The following is an 18,271-nucleotide window of genomic DNA, read 5'->3' as shown; positions in this document are numbered from 1 at the left end:
GTTTTTATTATTTTAAATTGAATTTCTTTTTTTTGTCAGGTTTACATCTCCACAGAAATGTACTTTTAAACCGAGCTCATCTAAGGCAGCGGCTTTAATCCGGCAAGCTTCGTGTGCTCCTGCTTCGTAGTTGGTATAAACCACCTGAATGTGGTTGGCTTTATGCCTGGCCATTAACTGATCGCGGCTAACTCCTTTTAAAATGGCATGCATAATTGGCCATTCCGGAGTGGTGCCCTCCCACCTCCTTTTGGTTTCGGCTTCAGGTAAAGCTACTACTTCTCCAACACCTAAATCGCAATGTATTTCATTATTTATTATATATACACGGCTCCATACAATAAAGCCTGGTTTACTAACGCCTTTTAACGATCCCCCGCCTAAACGGAAATACATGGCCGGCTGTCTGTCGCTGCTTGCTCCGGTATAACCATCAATAAAATGTGCAGGTGGTGCTGCTCCGGAGATTAAAAATAACCAAACAAAACCATCTACCTCTTCATTTTTGTAATATTCGCCCCAACGGATATCGTGAAGTGTGTTTTCTCCGGTCATTCCCAGTTCTTTCCAAAGATTATAGGTTACCAAAGCATCTAAACCGGCACATTCGTCTACCTCGTTAAAATGCGGTAAAGCCCGTTTGGCATAAAGTTCTTTACCGTCAACAGAAAATACAGGCGGGCGGTCTTCATTATTTAATAAACCCTCTACTAAATCGCTGGCGACAGTTAAATCTTTTAATCCCTGCTGATATTGAATCCCAATGGTATCGCAGCTAAAATCATCAGCTATCCTTAAGGCCGCAATATACATTTTGCATTGTTCAAGTGTTTGCCTTTTTGTTAGCTGGGTTTCTTCATCAGTTCCCCAGTTGAAAGTCATTCCTTTTTGTAAAAGCCAGTCTAAAACGGCTTCAGCTTCGGCTTGCTTAACCTCTAGCATATCAGCATATAATGCCGACTGACTCAATCGTTCTTTAAAAAAACCGGTTTTGTGCAAGAGTTCGTCGGGAATGATAGCATTGTACATACCCATGCAGCCCTCATCAAACACGCCCATGATCACTTTTCGCTCTTTTAAACTTTTCGCAAAAGTTCTTCCTATCTTATCATCGCTCAATGGAATTTTACTGAGTGCAAAACTCTTTACATGACCCTGATCGTAACTGATTTTACCCGTTGATAACCACTGTTGCAGTCCCTCTGTAAAAAAATCATCCGTAAAATCTTCGCTCCATAAAGTGCTGTAAGGAATAGACGCTTTGGTTAAACAACCATTTAGATTTAACATACCTACCAAACCCGGCCATTGACCGCTCCAGTTGGCTACTGTTAATATCGGTCCGCGATGCGTGCTAAGCCCTGCTAATACGTGATGAGAGTATTGCCAAACACTTTCTGCAACAATTAAAGGCTGGTCGGGATTAATATTTCTAAAGATATCCATTCCCATTCTTTGCGAATCGATAAAGCCATGTTTTTTTGTTGAATGATAAGGATGAGCACGTTTAACTTTACAGCCAAATTGTTCGATAGCCAAAGTTAATTTTCGCTCCATTTCAACTTGGGCAGCCCAGCAGTTTTGATTCGCCGAAAGCCGTAAATCGCCGCTCGAAACCAGTAGAATTTCTCCTTGTTTGCCTTGTCTCATAATTTATTAATAAACAAATAATTTATATAAAAATAATTTGTTAGCTTATATTTGGGTTATGCCTTTACGGCTATATACAAAACTCAACAATGAAAAACACTATTTTCTGATGGTTTTTATCAAATTAATATAGGATGTTATCATTAAACTCGTTAACTTTAGCACGCTGTGGTACCATTTACAAAATATGATAACACAGTCCTAACCAAATATTTATCAGTAACATGAAACCTCATTTTCATAAAGTTCCGATTACTTTACAAAGTTCCTTTAGTATCCGTCATGATATTAAACCTGATTTTGGGAATATCTGGCATTACCATCCCGAGCTGGAATTGCATTATGTAATCAAGGGTGAAGGTGTTCGTTTTATCGGTGATAACATCAGTAATTTTGTACCAGATGAGATGGTACTTTTAGGAGAGAACTTACCACATACCTGGCGCTGTAAAGATGAATATTTTCAAAACAACCCTGATCTTACCACCGAAGCCATGGTGATTCATTTCCTGCCTGATTGCCTGGGGAAATATATGCTTACTTTACCCGAAGCTTATTTAATACCTAAATTATTTGAAAAGGCTAAAAGCGGGATGGTAATTAAGGGAAAAGCTAAAGATAAACTGGTTGATTTAATGCGGGCAGCGGTTGATGCTACAAATCTGGACAGGATTATTATTCTGCTTTCTATTTTAAAAACATTAGCCGAAACAGATGAATATTCGACTATTGTAACCAGTAAAAATACATTTTACCAAAGCAACGAGTCTGAAACACTGCGCATTAATAAAATCTGTAATTATACCTTGAGTAATTATAAAAAGGATATCACACTGGAAGAAGTGGCATCGCTGAGTAATTTAAGCGTGACTTCTTTCTGCAGGTATTTTAAACTGATGACGAAGAAAACCTTTTATGATTTTCTGATTGAGATTCGGGTAAGTCATGCTTGTCGTTTTTTAATTGAAAACAAGCTGCCTACCGAAATGATCTGTTTTGATTGTGGTTTTAATAACGTATCTAATTTCTACCGGCACTTTAAAAAAGTTACAGGGATGACACCTTTGGATTATAAAAGAAAGTATTTGAATTAGGTTTCAAGACCTTATAGGTTCTTGAAACCTATAAGGTCTGGCAAAATAGATCCTTAAACAAGTTCAGGTGACGAAATGAACATAATTTATCGTCATCTCGACTGTAGCGCAGCGAAATGGAGAGATCTATTTACAAAGATTTCTCCACTTCGGTCGAAATGACGATTACGCCACTATATAAATACCTTAATATTTAAATTATTGCGCAGCGAAGTATAATCATCAAACAAAGTTTCTACTTCTTTAACTACACTTGGCGTAAAGGAACCTACATTTCGGCGCGTAAAGGTCGAAATATTAAGACCACGTTTTTGCAGGAAATATTTCGATACTACCGGATACACATTATGCATCACATCCATATTGTCGATTAAAAACTGCTGTACCACCTGCACTTCATCTTTAAAAGTTTCATCATTATAATGGTCGCAAAGCCAGACAATCAGTTCCGGAAAATAATTCCCCTGAATGCAGGATAAACCTGAAGCTCCCGCTTTTAACGATTCTACTGCATGTACGATATAGGCATCGTAAAGCCCAAAAGTCTTGCCTGCTGTCAGTTTAAGTTTTTCTTTAATCTGCCCGAGGTCAAGGCAGGTATCTTTGTGGTAAATTACGCGATCAGTAGCCACAAAATCGGCTAATTGTTGCGGTTTTAATACTCTTTTATAGGGAACCGGACATTCATAAAATCCAAGGGGAATTTTATCCGTTTGATGAAGCAGATCAAAAACACGATCATTAAAAACCTCATCCGATTCACTTTCATCAGCTAACAAACTGGTAATGGCAATCACAGCCTCTACCCCTGCATCGCTTACTTCTTTTACAAAATCGGCCTGTTTACTTATTTCCCCGCCAAATGTTCCGGTAGCCACTACCGGCACTGCCCCATCTACCACTTTTATCACATGTTTAATGGCCTGAATCCGCTCTTTACCACTCAATTCGAACATTTCGCTCGACAAACAATTGGCAAATAAACCCGATGATCCTGCCTGTAAATAAATTTCAGTAAGCTGAGTAAGAGCGGGATAATCTATATTTCCGTTGCTTAAAAAAGGCGTAAGCATAACCGGGATGAACCCTTTTTGTGAGTTTTCCATTATAATCTGATATGGTAAATTGTTCTTTATAGTGCCTGAAAAACCAGAAGGGTTTAATTGGCTGTTTTAGTCTTTTTGTTTTTAATTTTCGTCAGGAAAAGTCCTGCTAAAAAAATAGTTAAAGTGCCGATCACAATAATCATATTTTTATGCAATGGATTTCTAAAAACTTCATATTCTGGAGGAAGAAGCGAAGAAAATGTCATCCATATGATTACGGCAATGCCGATTATTGTTGCGGTGATGGCTTCGTGGTTTTTAGTTTGCCTACTGATGATACCCAGAAGAAATAAACCCAGCATTCCTGCTGCAAAAATCCCTGATAATTCCCACCAAACATCTAAAATACTTTTTACGCCAATCATGGCTATGCCAGCAATCATACCCAGTAAACCAAAGCCAACGGTGGCTAAATGTAACAGTGATAAATTTTGTTTTTCGGTTATGCCCGGTTTGAAATACCGTTTATAAATATCCACCGAAAACACTGTTGCTGAGGCATTCATTCCCGAACTGATGGTACTCATGGCCGCCGATAAAATAGCCGATACAATTAACCCCACCAAACCAATTGGAATTTTAGTGACCATAAAGTGCGGCATAATTTTATCCCCATAATCTGCCGGCTGTAAGGCATTTTGCACTTTTAATATTTCTGCAGCTGAGGCATGTAAGGGCAAACGCTCCAGCGCTACCTGATGTTTGATCGACTGCACCAGGTCCGGATTAATTTCGTAATAAGCATACAAGCAAGATCCTATAATAAAAAAGAGCAATGATGCCGGAATATATAACCACACGCACAACCAGATTGATTTTGAAGCTGCCTTACTTGAGGATGCCGTATGGTAACGCTGGATATAATTCTGGTCCATCCCAAAATTGTTCAGGTTGATGAAAAATCCATAGAGCAAGACCACCCAAAAAGATGATCCAACAAAATCCAGCTTAAAACTACCTAAACTAAATTTATTGGCCGATTGCCCGATCTCCACAATTTTCGAAACCCCTCCCGGCATATTCGAAATAATTAAATACAGAATAAGCAATGCGCCAAAAGTTTTTACGACAGCCTGTACCACTTCCGTCCATATTACCGCTTCAATTCCTCCTAAAACGGTATAAACGATGATACATATGCCCATTACGATCATAATCATCTGCATCGAATAGCCGGTAAGTGCTTGCAAACTCAGGGCAATTCCAAAAAATATCGATCCCATCCTGGCCAGCTGTGTTAACAGGAAACATACTACTGCATATACCCTTGCCCATGCACCAAAACGTTTTTCTAAATGGGTATAGGCCGATATTTCGCCTGTATTCCGGTAAAAAGGAACAAAGTATTTCGAAGCGATCCAGGCTGCCAAAGGCATCGAAATGCTGAATACAAATGCATTCCAATTGCTCCCGAAAGCCTTGCCCGGCACGCCTAAAAAAGTATTACTGCTTAAAAAGGTTGCATAAATAGATAAACCTATCGCCCATCCGGGAATCAGGCCCGAAGCTTTTGTAAATTGCTCGGAATTTTTATTTTTCCTCGAAAAATAAACCCCAACTAATATCATTCCAACAAGATAAATGAAGATTATTGCAAGATCGACTACAGGAAGTCCTTTCATTCTTTGTTGGCTCGTTTATTAATTTGGTTAAAACAAATATGCATGACTAAATATCAACATTAATATAAGATTTTGGCCACATATTGTACCATCTTATCTTATTGAACATCTAAAGCATCAACTGCAAGGCCTTTAGCATCAGTAGCAATCAATCTGAGTTGATAAGTTCCGGCATTAATCATGCTTCCGGTATTGGTGCTCAGGTAGTTCCATTTACCCGCTTTGGTTGGTGCAAATTCAACACTTTCTGTTTTCATCACTGTTCCGTCAGCTGAGGAGAATTCCAGTTTTCCTTTTAAAAGCTGCTCCGATGGATTATGGTATTTGATGGTTAACGAATAGGTATCGGCCACGCCCACTGAAATTTTCCAGCTTAAACTACCTTGATTAGCAGCATTAAAAACAACACGCTGTTTATCCATCAATATGGCTTTTATTACTTCTTTACCGGCCAAAATACCATCTGTCGCTTTATAGGAAGTCGTCGTTTTTAAATCGTATGCGGGTTGTAAATGCGTAACAGGTAATACAAAAACAGTGGCTGTTCTATTATCGAAGATAATCCTTTCGTTAGGAAGGAGTCTTTTCCGATAGAGATTAAAGCTTTCATCCCTACTGTTTTTTATTGAGGTCCTGGTGTCTTCGAATCCCTGGGGAATGCTGCTGTTTATCGTCAAAGCAATAAATGCGTCGACACTATCCGTAGCGGTGAATTCGATACTTTCCTGCGCCCGTGATGCTTTTAACCATTCTGCACCATATAAATTAGAAGGCAGATCGGTAAAGGTCGAATTTTCATTTTTAAACTGTTCATCCCCAATATCCAGCCAGCTGTTTAGTTCCGCATTTTTGATTTTGGTTAAAAGCGATTGACTAGGCGGTGCAGCATGAATATTTGGATTTAAACTGGCAATGGCAATAGCTGAAATCACCGCCTGACCAGCTTTTACTTCGGGGAAATTAATATCCAGAAAGCCACCTTTAACCGTCGTTTTGATTGTTTTCTTCAACAGAGAGTTGCTTCCGGCTTCCTTCCAGATGTCTAAATCTTTAATTACAGTTTTACCGTTAAAGGCCACATCAAATAAGCGCATGGCTTTGGCATCAAAACCTCCGCCTATACCCAGCCAGGGCTCGATAAAATAAAGTTCGACCAGGTATTCTCCGTCAGGCAGCGGGAAATGATATTTCAACTGATCTCTGCCATATCTGAAAGTCTGTAAAAGCTTCCAGTCTTTGGTACCGGCAATGGGTTGAAAGGTGCGGCGTTGACTGGCAAAAAAAGCAGGAATATCCTTAAAATCTGTTGTCCATGAGGTAGAGCCAAAATTATGCTGTGAAGTTAAATTCCTATCAGCCGACCATTTACGCCCGTTGGCATCTGTATAATCGCCACCACCACAGTTTACGCGATACACATCATTATAGCCCTGAGCGGGAGTTGTTAATTGTTTATCCTTAATTAAAACATTAAAATTTGGACTTTCAGGCAGATTCTGTAATACCACTTGATCTTTGGCCACAGCTTTCCCATTTACATAACCCACGGCATACAATATATTATATTGGATATCTGGTTTGTTCCACTGGAAATGTGTGCCTATAACATCACGTTTCCTTCGGCCTAAAGATTGACCGTTTACATCGTTAAAAAGCTCTACTTCATCACAATTGGAATACACCACCACACTGTCTTTAATGCCGGGTTTCGTCCAGCGGTTTGGCCAGGTATGCGAAACAATGTACACCATAGGTTCAGTTTGTTTCGGTGCATAATTTGCCCTGAACATATAAAATACATCTGTAGGTTCTTCCCAGGGCGTAAACATGCCTTTGTAATTTACAGGGCCTACCCGATCGAGATCTCTCAATCCTTCTCCTCCCTGCACCCTTCCCGGATTATCATGTGAACTGTATAGCCAGAAAAAGTGACCTGCGGTTTTATCCTTTACCGATTCGGCCAGGCGCACCTTAGTTTCCATTAAATCGGTCATTTTGTTCTCCGTGTAACCTTTACCATTCGCATCTGTGTGATGAAGATCGATGGTTCTCCACGCACCATATTCACCAACCAAAACCTGACGTTGTAAATCTTCGCCATAAGTTAAAGGATTACCGCCATAGGTACCGGTCCAGTTTTGGGGAACATCCCAATCCGTGCCTTTTCCGCCGTTACAGGTGGTTACTTTTCTTTGTGATGAAGCTGTAGGATCTAATTTCCGAATCAACTCGGTACATTCCTTCGCGAAATCTTCGGGTAAAGTACTTTCGTTTTCTAAACCCCATAATACTACCGCCGGACTGTTCCTGCGTTCTTTTACCCAGTCTGTTAGAAGTGATTTAAAATTCTTCCGGAATTCCGGCGTATCGTACCAGATATGTGCGGCCATCTGCGTCCAGCATAAAATCCCTTCCTTATCCCAATAATCAGAATACAATAAATTGTGTGGTTGATGTGCATCCCGGAAGGCATTAAAACCTGCTGCTTTAATTTGTCGAACCCTCGAGCTGATCTGCTCGTTACTAAAAGCGTGGCTCTGACCAATTAAATGCTCATATTCTGCAATCCCGTTAATGAAAACAGGTTTTCCATTTAAAAGAAACTGTTTCTGAGCAACCTGATCACCAATAGGCCAGCTAATCCAGCGGATACCATAAGGTGTTTTCAGTTCATCGACAATTTTCCCGTTCTCCACTACCGTAGTTTGTAAAGTATAGAGATATGGATTTTCTAATGACCAAAGTTTAGGATTAGCGATTTTATCAGTCTGCTGATCGATCTGAATTTCTTTACCAGCAGGAACAGTTGTTGTTTTCTTTAATTCTTTAACCGGCTTCCCACTTTGATCTAGTAATCTGTTGATTATGGAAACATTTTTAGACCTTAAGCTATAATTTTTAACTGTGGTACTCAGATTCAAAATCGCAGCCTTTTCTGAAATTTTATTATCGTTCCAAATGTGCACACCAAAGGGTTCAACATGAAGCTCGTTGGTTACCATTAAATGAACCGGACGGAAAATACCCATCGGTTGCGAACCTTCTGAAAAACCTCGTTCAGTTGAACAACCGCCATCAACCCAGGGTAAATCCTGGATATTTGCAGGGTGATCGGCCCGAACAGCTAATGTATTTTCTTGGTTATTCAGTTTAATTGCAGCAGTTACATCCAATGTAAAAGTTGTTCTGCCGCCCGCATGATAACCAACTTTTTTACCGTTTAACCAAACCGTTGCGTAAGAACCAACACCTTCAAAGTATAGAAAAAACCGTTTTCCTTGTTTACTTTCATTGGTTTTAAATGTTTTGCGGTACCAGGCATAACCATGTTTATTGCCATGGAATTTCCGTTGGTAACCTTCGTACTGATCCCAGTTATGCGGAACATTTACTTTTTTCCAGTCAAGGGTTTTATAGCTGGCTAATTGAAAGCCCTCAAAAGCATCGCTGTTTTTTTCGTTGGCGATACTGAGCCAGTTTGAATTTAATAAAATGTCTTTCCTGGTTTGGTTTTGTGCATAAAGCGAACTCACTCCATAAAAATTGATGATGCATAACAGTAGTAAAAGCAACTGTTTAAATTGAATTCTTTTTGGTTCGTGGCGACACGAACCAAGGCCCATGCAGCAAAAAACATTAAAAAAATTAACTTTTAACAAGTCTCTTCTAAGGGAGATTGCTTCCCCGAAAAGTCGGGGCAGGCTGTCGTTCCTTCTCGCAATGACGATTTTGTTGTTCATATTTTATTGCGATTTCAGGGCTCCATTTAAATTATAGCTTTCGCCTGCTTTTGTTTCGATATTGATGTTATGGTTTTTGTAACGGATTTTACAAGCCCCACCCACTTTAGATTTTATGGTTAATGAGGTTAGTAATCCCTTATCCCAGTTTAAATCCAGTTCAAAACCACCTCTGGCAAGGAGTCCCTTCATTTCACCATGAGGAATAGCCGTTGGTAATGCCGGTAAAATATCTAAATAACCCTGGTGACTTTGCACGATCATTTCCGCAATTCCGGCTGCGCCGCCAAAGTTTCCATCAATCTGGAAAGGTGGATGCGCATCAAAAAGGTTTACATAAGAACCTGCGCCATTATTAGCCGGCTTCATCAGCATTTTCACCAATTTCATCGCGTGGTCGCCATCTTTAAATCGTGCCCAGAAATTGATCTTCCAGGCCAGACTCCAGCCGGTAGCATCATCTCCGCGATACAATAAAGACTGTTTCGCGGCCTGCATTATTTTTTCATTGCTATCCCAGGTAATGTCGTTTCCAGGGTAAACACCCCATAGATGCGAAACATGGCGGTGTTTGTTGGTCGTATCGTCTTTATCCTCCAGCCATTCTTGCAACTGACCATATTTACCTACCTGATTTGGTGCCAGCTGTTTGACTTTCTCCGTTAGCGATTTTCTAAAATCTGCATCGATATTAAGTACTTCTGATGCAGTTATACAATTTTTAAACAGCGACCTAATGATCTGGTGATCCATTGTCGGACCAGCTACCAAACCACCATTTTCCGGTGAATTGGATGGCGTACTGATTAACCAGCCTGTTTTTGGGTCTTTCACCAGAAAATCTTCGAAAAACAAGGCTGCCTGTTTCATTAAAGGATAGGCTTCGGTTTCGAGAAACTTACGATCTTTACTAAATTGGTAATGCTCCCATAAGTGCTGACTTAACCAGGCGCCGCCACTCATCCAAATCCCATGATTAGAAGCATTGATGGGCGCTGTTCCATTCCATAAATCGGTGTTGTGGTGTAAAACCCAGCCACGGGCGTTGTAATATGCTTTTGCCGTTTCAGCACCGGTTTTAGATAATCCTTTGATTTTGCTAAATAGTGGTTCGTTTAATGCCGATAAATTGAGAATTTCTGTCGGCCAATAATTCATTTCGAGGTTAATATTGGTCGTGTACTTGCTTCCCCATGGCGGAGTTAACAAATCGTTCCAGATTCCCTGCAGGTTAGCCGGTTGTGTACCCGGGCGAGAACTTGAAATCAACAAATACCGTCCATATTGCATGTATAAGGCTGCAAAAGCAGGATCGTTAGCGGTTGCAAATTTTGCTAACCTTTCGTCTGTAGGAAGGTTTTCATTCTCTGAGCGGCCAAAATTGACACTAAAAGTGTTGTAATAGCTTTGATATTCTTTAATGTGCTGCTGCCTGATTTCGGCATACGGTTTACCTTTCAAACCACTTAGCGCCTTAATATTTGCGGTTGCCGGATTTCCGGACACATCTTGTGCATTGATAAAATTGGTTCCACCTGTTAAATAAAGTGTTACTTCATCGGCCTGACTGATGCTGATTTTACCATTCAGAATCTTTAATGAGCCATTTTTGACAAGCGCGGTTAACCGGTTCTCGCCCTTCAATGCGCCATCTTTAACCTGAACCGTTAATGCAATTATGTTGTTGCCTAAAGCTTTTACCGATGATTTTCGGTGTGGACTGGAAAGTTCGGCATCGAAGCTTATAGAAGCTTTTCGATCAGCCGTTAAATGGATTACTACAGCCTGATTCGGTTGACTTGCAAAATACTCACGCTGATAATTTACACCATTTAAAGTATAAGTGGTTTTAGCAATCGCCGTACTGATATCCAAAGACCGTTTGTAATTGGTAACAATCGATTTGGTTTGCTTGAAATATAAGTTCAAATCGCCAAATGGCTGATAACTTGCCTGGTATTGCGGAACGGCTGGTGGGTTTTCATCCTGAATTTTATATTTCCATTCTTTAACAAGCGAAACACCCTCATTTATAGTCGTGCCCACAGGGTAAATCCCGATCTTTTTTGAGGTGTCTTTATAGCCTGCTAATCCACCTTTATCAAAATAATTAAGTACCTGTATGGCAATTACATTTTTACCTTTTTTAATCAGTTTTGCAGGTATGGTGTACTTTCTTGGCTCCGTATTATCGGTATTGCCAACCAATTCACCATTTATATAAGTAAAATCCTGATCACGGATGCGGTTAAGATCGAGAACTAGATCTTTTCCTGCCCAGTTTTCGGGTGCATCGAAAGTAGTTCTGAACCAAACGGCACCGTCTAAATTGGCTAAACCTACAGTTTCCCATCCTTCGTAAGCAGGTACTTTTATGGTTTTCCAGCTTTTATCGTCAAAGCTTGCAAGTGCTGGATTTCCCTGGATACCTTTTCCGGTTTTCATTGTATTTACCCAAACTTTTCTGTCACCTGAACTGCTTTGCAAGCCCATAAAATGTTCTTGAGCCAGGGCTTCAGCGGCGGCCTGTTTTCCTTCAAAAAGTAACTTTCTGATCTCTGGAAGATATTGATAGGCGTCTTTCCGGTTATAATCCCTTGGCTTGCCTGTCCATAAAGTTTCCTCGTTAAATTGGATATGATCAACAGCTGTTCCTGCAAAAATCATAGCGCCCAGTCTGCCATTTCCGATGGGCAAGGCATCAGTCCACTTTTGGGCAGCTTTAGTATACCATAAAGTATGGTTGTTTTCTTGTGCAATACTGCTAAAATGAGCAGTTAATAATAAAAATGATGTACTTAATAAAAGTTTAAACTTCATATTATTGTCCTTTATCTCCCGAAATAATTTCGATGTTACTACTCACTTCCTTCTCTTTTTTAACCGCCTCCTTCACCCGCCTAAAATTATTGTTTCCCAGGAATATATTTTTAGTTTCGGCTCCGTTTAATTTCAAATAAGTAACCGTTTCTTTCGTCGGAAAAGCATTATACAGAAACAAGTCTGATACATTTGTAAGATCGACTATTGCTGCATTAGCATGAGGTTTATTACTTTTTAAACCATCAACAATTAAATTATTCACTTTTAAAGCCTTTAATGAGGCTCCTAGTTCTGTATTTACCGTTACATTATGAAACTCAATATTACTGGAATTTTGGATAGAAAAGCCAGTTTTAGCATCCATATTAATGTCGTTGAAGGTAATATTATCGATAGGCATTTCTTCTAAACCATTTAAATAAGCTGCCTGGTTAACCTGTCCTGTAATATTGCTAAAATGAATATTTCTAAAAATCGGTGTACGCGCTGAAACGGCTTCGACATTGGTTTTTGCATATTGCATATCCAATACAATAGCCTGATCGGTAATATTTTTCATGATGATGTTACTCACCCTGATATCTTCTACCACACCGCCCCTGCCGCGTGCGGTTTTAATGCGGATGCCTCGCTCTGTTCCATCGAAAATACAATTGGAAATGGCAATTTTGCGTACATCACCCGACATTTCGCTACCAATCACCACACCGCCATGACCTGATAACATGGTACAATTGGTAATGACATAATTTTCTGCTGGAACAGCCATTTTTCTTCCTGGCGCGTCTTTGCCTGATTTAATGGTGATGCAATCGTCGCCCACGCTGATGTGGCAATCTGAAATGTGTACATTTTTGCAAGACTCCGGGTTGATGCCATCCGTATTTGGCGAGTGCGGGTTGTTGATGGTAACCGCATGAACCTTAACATTTTCGCAGAATTCAGGATTTACCGTCCAGAATGGTGAATTACGGATCGTGATTCCATCAATCAACACATTTTTACAGAACATGGGTTGTATAAACGGCGGACGAAGAAAACCTCGTTTCATTTGTTTGGGATCGTCAGGCAAAAGAATATCCTTATTTAAACCGTCAAAAATAGTTTGCCATTTCGATCGGGCTTGTCCCTCTTTATAACCTTCTACAAAATCCCACCATTTTTTACCATGACCATCGATCATTCCCCTGCCGATAATCGAGATATTTTCTACTTTATAGGCATAAAACAAGGGTGAAAAACTGGTTACATCAACCCCTTCGTAACGACTTTTTACCATCGGCAAATAATCATCAAAATTATCGCTGAAATGTAATTCAGCTCCGGCATCAATTAAGATGGTGATGTTGCTTTTTAAATGTATGGCTCCCGTTAGGTATTTTCCGGCAGGGAAATAAACTGTCCCACCCCCAGCTTTGGATGCAGCTTCTATCGCATTTTTGATAGCGGTAGTAGCCAGTTTGCTGCTATCGTTTTTTGCACCATATTTAATTACGTTGTAATAAGACTGGGCTTTAGCGGTTATTCCACTACAAATTGCAAGTACAAAAATTAAGGTTTTGAGCATGTATTTCATTTGGTTATACTTTATTATTTTACCGTCCTTGCGAGGCATAGCCAGTCCCGAAATTTCGGGAAAGCAATCTTTCTAACTATGAAGCAAAATAGATTGCTTCACACCACCCTCATCCAAGCGCTTCGGTTCGCAATGACGGATTACTAATTCATCTCCACATCGTCCTCGTTTGTAACGAGGATGCGTGAGAACGGCGATTTCATCGCCCATTAATCAATTTTTACTTTGGTCTGTGAGGACACAGACCAAGGTATTTCACTAATTCATCTGCACCTTTAAAGGTTTCAAATCTTTGCCTTTGTAAATCTCTTTGCCATCCACAAACACCAATAATCCTTTACCTCTATTGTATTTTTTTCCGGTTTTATCCCACAATATAGTCAGTGTTTTATGGTGATATGAAACTTGATCTAACATAAACCAATCCCACTGATTTTTAGGGATTAATGGAGAAATTTCAAGCACATTATCCTGACGTGGCTTTATACCAACCAAATCATTGATAATTAAATCATTAAAAGTGGAGTGATTATAAAAACTGCTTCTCGGATTATCGCCCTTTAACCACTCTCCTGTTTTCTCATCCTGGTATTCACCCAGATAAGGTTTGCCATTTTTAACGTGAGAAGCCGCGTACTGATGCAGTTCCTTGTAAAAAACTTCGGCATTCATTTTACCGTGTTTTTTATAGTTGGTCAACAGATTGGCCAATCCTTTTAAAGTTTGCGAGCTGGCAAAAGGCCAAAGTGCACCATCCCATTCACAGCTATGTCCTGTACCCCTGGTTCTAAATGTTGGGTTTCTTCTTTCGGCGGTGGTTAATCCCCAGGGTGCTTTAAATCCGGCAGTATCGAGCAGCTGGTCCCAGGCTTTTGCATATTTTGACTGATCATCCGGCAGGTTAAATTCCCATGGTGTAAAACCGATGGCTTCCCTCACATCAGCTGAACCGCCTTTGGCTTTTCTGGTTTCAAAAAACGAAGAAGAAACATTCCATAAACTGTCCTGTACTAATTTTTTCAAGACTACTGCTTTATTTTTATACTTACCAGCAAGCATTCCATCACCTAAAAGCGTGGCAATTTTATCCAGAGCCATCGCATTGCCATACATATAACTGTTTATGGTTGGCCGTTGGTTCTGGTCTTTTCGTGATCCGCTGATCGATTCTTCCATGCCATCCTTAACATCATGCTGCCAGAAAAGGCCGTTTTTAAGCTGTCTTTCCGATTCCCATTTGCTGTAATCTTTATCTAATGCAGGCAAAATCTCCTTCAAAAATCCCTGATCCGGTTGCACCAAATAATTCTGATAAACGGCATCATCTACCCAGCTGCTAAATTGATGAAAACGTTGTTTGGTTTGACCCACATCGGCATGGTAAAGCCAGAATTTGATATAATCTTTTAGATAAGCATTGTCCTTTAACCATCTGCCTTCGTAAATATGGTGACCTAAGGCACAGCTGATGGAATTATATTTTCCGGCATGCTTAACGGGTTCGATAAACTCGGTGAAGATAAAACCTTCAGGTGTTTTAACCAGGTGTTTGCGATAAGTCCACCAGCGGTAGTAATAGTTTTGCTCTAAAACCGAATCAGGGCATTCGAATAATGGTGCCTGTTCCGCTAACCAGGAAAAGGCATCTGCATTGGGTATATAGTTTTTAACCGCTTCTGTGTCTATAGAATTGAAATAGGTGACATATTTCTTCAGTTTCTCAGTCCCCAGAATTGATTTCTGCTGCGCAAAACCTGTGATTGCCATTAGCGACAATACAACTGTTGTTATAAAATTTCTTGTATGTTTCATTATTCAAATAACCAATCTATATCTTTTCCTCTACCATCTAAACCCGCATTAAAAATGCGCAGTTCCTGTTTATCATCAATAAAACCTAAAACCAGGCAGGCTCCTTTACCCAGGTTTAATGTGTGTGTACCTGCCGGGAAAGAATAAGCATGAACATTTACCGGAGGAAAGCCATAAGGTACTAATGCGTTCGATATCTTGATTTCAGATTGACCATAATTATTGGCACTGGCATCTGTTTCCAACTGTGGAGGAGCAAGATATTGAGGATCTTTCTGATTAAAAAAGCCTATCAGCAATTTTACAGGTGTTTTGGTACTGAATTTAATTTCTGTACCGGTTTTAATTTGTTTTTCTTTCGCAAGTTTGATCCCCTTTAAACCTAACAATTGTGCGGCAACTTCTTTAATTTTAACCGCAGTATCTGCGAAAAGCTGTGCATCTTTAGCAATCACATAACTTTCTGTTTCGTTTAAAACTTTAACCTCAGCAGCTTTATAAGGCACAATGGCTGCAACTGTTCCCTGTTTTATTGATTTTAGAGAATCGATACTGCGTTTGAAATGATTAAGTTCTTTGGTAAAAACAGGTAACATCTCTTTCCAGTGGATAAAAGTTTTATCTACACCACGCATCGGGATTTTTCGTTGTTTGGTTTGCATGCTATTGGCGTACAGGTAACTGTGTTCTGTGCGTTTAACGAGTTTAGCATAATGATCTACACTTTTTTGAAGAAAAGGTAATGCCTGCTCCAAATCAGCTACCTGATTTGAATATTTATACCTCAATATCCAAAGGGCTGCTTTCACTTTTTCAGCGTAAAAATTAGCCATTTCATCATAACAATAGATATCGTTTTTAAGTCGCTTAAATTCTGCAGTATCTTTGCTTACATTCGGTGCAGCCTCATTAATCGATTGGATGGCTTTTTTACCATGCTCTACCACTTCGCGCGACACCTGAACGGGTGTTTCGCCAATATGCCCCTGTTTCTTCCATTCTTTTTCGGCATACTCGATAATCATCTCTCCTTCAGGAGCTTCTGATTCATACATCAAAGTAAACAATCCATAACGGAACGGGTTAATCAGCTGCGTCATCAACATGCCTAAGGTTAATGTTTGCCTGTTGCCATCGGTAATACCATATCTGCGCAACAGTTTAGGTGATATTTCGCCTGATTCTTCGTAGGCATTCAGAATGGCTTTACCACTAGTTAAATTAGCTCCGTATTTGCTAGCCAGTTCTTTGCCCCAATAATCTATTTCCTGACTGCGGTTTCTTTGTGAGTTCCACGAATATCTTGCCCACTCTTTGTACCAGATCCAATCGCGGTCTACTTCCAACAACCTGCCTTTTACTTCATCGGCCGAATAAGGCCAATCCCAGTAACTGGCCTGAGGATATAAATGCAAACCTTTTGCGCCATAAATTTTGTTCATCGCCTGAACTGATTTCTGGATAAAATCGGCCGAACCATACCGAAATGGTTCTAGATTCGCTAAAATATGTACGTTGGAAATATTAACCGTACCAATAGCTGCTAACTTCCGGTTTAAATCGGCCCAGGCGCCACGTGGCGTATAAGTGGTTAAGGCCTCGCCATTAAACTTATTTTCAGTATACAGGTTTTTGTAAAAAGGTAACGCCGCTTTCATTACACTTGGTGCATCGGTATCGTGTGCCCGCAATACAATCGGAGGTTCTTCTTTAATGCCAGCCGCTTTTAATCCATCTTTTACCCCTGGGATAATCGTTTTGGTAAACCAATCAATATCATCCTGACCGACACCTTCCATCGCTTCACCTAAGGCCACCATTAAACCTACATTCGGATATTTCTCTACAAATGAAGCAATCGATTTACGGGTATAATCGGCAATTAAAGGAATAATGGGCCGGTTTCTATCTTGTGTTTTTAAGCCATGTTTATCTGCAAAAGGTTTTGGAATAATGATATTGTAAAACATCTGGATTACCCATATGCCGCGTTTATCAGCTTCTTTGGTTAAAAACTGAAAAATTTCTTCATTCTTTTTTAAAGTAGCATCGTCTACCTCCACGGCATAGGGATAATCTTTTAAGCGCAACAGCGACGAAAAAGGATGTCCGTTCCATAAATAAAGCGAATTGTAGCGGTTTTCAACCATCATGTCGAGATACTTAATCCACAAAGCTTTATCGTAAAGCCAGGGGAAAGTTTCCGGTGTGTAGGGATATTCGTAAACATCATGTCCGGGTAAGTAATCAGGTTTTTGCAAACCAATGCAGGTACCTCTTAACACCATTTCAGGCTGATCGGAAAAGGTTAACTGCGTGGGCAATTTACCTGTGCTGTTGATCTGATCGGCCAGTTCGACACAACCATATAATGCACCGGATGCATCGTTACCTATAATATAAAGCACCCCATTTTTTCCACTATAGATATGAAAACCTTCTTTTTGGGTAAGGGAGATTTTATTTTTAATTTCTGCCGGAAGATTATTGGCAAAAAGTTTATCTGAAAATACACCAACGGCAATGATATTGTTCGTAGTTGTAAGTTTATCCTTTAGTTCGATTTTGGTTGAATAATTCAACTTGGCTAAAGCTTTTGAGAGCTTTTCGGCTCCAAAACGCACACGCACGTGATCTTCGCTGGAAATTACAATTGTTTTCGGTGCCCGAACACTGGCATTTGAAAATGATATGGATAAAAAATAACAGGAAATAAAAATCAGAAAATTTCTCATTCAACAGGCTCTAATAACAAAAACTATTGCTAGGTTTTTATGTAATATTTGGTTAATATTATATTTAAATATAAAGATAATATTCAAATATAAGTAATAATACTGATTGTCTT

Annotated in this window: 9 protein-coding genes; 1 reads left to right on the top strand and 8 read right to left on the bottom strand. The window is 39.8% G+C overall.

Going from position 1 to position 18,271, the window contains the following annotated elements; genetic code table 11:
- Positions 1–12: 12 nt before the first annotated feature.
- Entirely contained in the window at positions 13–1,650 is a 1,638-nt protein-coding gene (locus CA265_08400; protein ID ARS39669.1) for a fucose isomerase, read from the bottom strand.
- 224 nt (positions 1,651–1,874) lie between these two features.
- Here CA265_08400 and CA265_08395 point away from each other — a divergent pair, with 224 nt between their 5' ends.
- On the top strand, positions 1,875–2,744 hold the full coding sequence (locus CA265_08395; GenBank protein ID ARS39668.1) for an AraC family transcriptional regulator: 870 nt from the start codon (positions 1,875–1,877) through the stop codon (positions 2,742–2,744).
- 173 nt (positions 2,745–2,917) lie between these two features.
- On the opposite strand, the gene CA265_08390 is transcribed toward CA265_08395, so the two are convergent.
- From CA265_08390 to CA265_08360, 7 genes are all read right to left on the bottom strand, one after another.
- A complete protein-coding gene (locus CA265_08390) occupies positions 2,918–3,850 on the bottom strand; it encodes a dihydrodipicolinate synthase family protein (GenBank protein ARS39667.1) in 933 nt (310 codons plus the stop codon).
- A gap of 53 nt (positions 3,851–3,903) precedes the next feature.
- The gene (locus CA265_08385) at positions 3,904–5,472 is read right to left on the bottom strand and encodes a sodium:solute symporter (GenBank protein ARS39666.1); all 1,569 of its coding nucleotides are present in this window, start codon (positions 5,470–5,472) and stop codon (positions 3,904–3,906) included.
- A gap of 98 nt (positions 5,473–5,570) precedes the next feature.
- Positions 5,571–9,095: a glycoside hydrolase family 2 gene (locus CA265_08380; GenBank protein ARS39665.1), complete on the bottom strand. Its 3,525-nt coding sequence runs from the start codon at positions 9,093–9,095 to the stop codon at positions 5,571–5,573.
- 120 nt (positions 9,096–9,215) lie between these two features.
- Complete coding sequence (locus CA265_08375) at positions 9,216–12,032, bottom strand: alpha-L-fucosidase (protein ID ARS39664.1); 2,817 nt, start codon at positions 12,030–12,032, stop codon at positions 9,216–9,218.
- Position 12,033: 1 nt separating this feature from the next.
- Positions 12,034–13,611, bottom strand: a complete 1,578-nt coding sequence (locus CA265_08370; GenBank protein ARS39663.1) for a polygalacturonase — start codon at positions 13,609–13,611, stop codon at positions 12,034–12,036.
- A gap of 258 nt (positions 13,612–13,869) precedes the next feature.
- Positions 13,870–15,423 (bottom strand): glycoside hydrolase, encoded by a 1,554-nt coding sequence (locus CA265_08365; GenBank protein ID ARS39662.1) that lies wholly within the window; start codon positions 15,421–15,423, stop codon positions 13,870–13,872.
- A complete protein-coding gene (locus tag CA265_08360) occupies positions 15,423–18,158 on the bottom strand; it encodes a hypothetical protein (GenBank protein ARS39661.1) in 2,736 nt (911 codons plus the stop codon). Before CA265_08360 ends, CA265_08365 begins: the two co-directional genes overlap by 1 nt.
- Positions 18,159–18,271 lie beyond the last annotated feature (113 nt).

The organism is Sphingobacteriaceae bacterium GW460-11-11-14-LB5 (genome assembly GCA_002151545.1).
Classification (GTDB): Bacteria; Bacteroidota; Bacteroidia; order Sphingobacteriales; family Sphingobacteriaceae; genus Pedobacter.
Note: the sequence above shows the minus strand (reverse complement) of the source record. Positions and strands in the feature narration are given on the sequence as shown.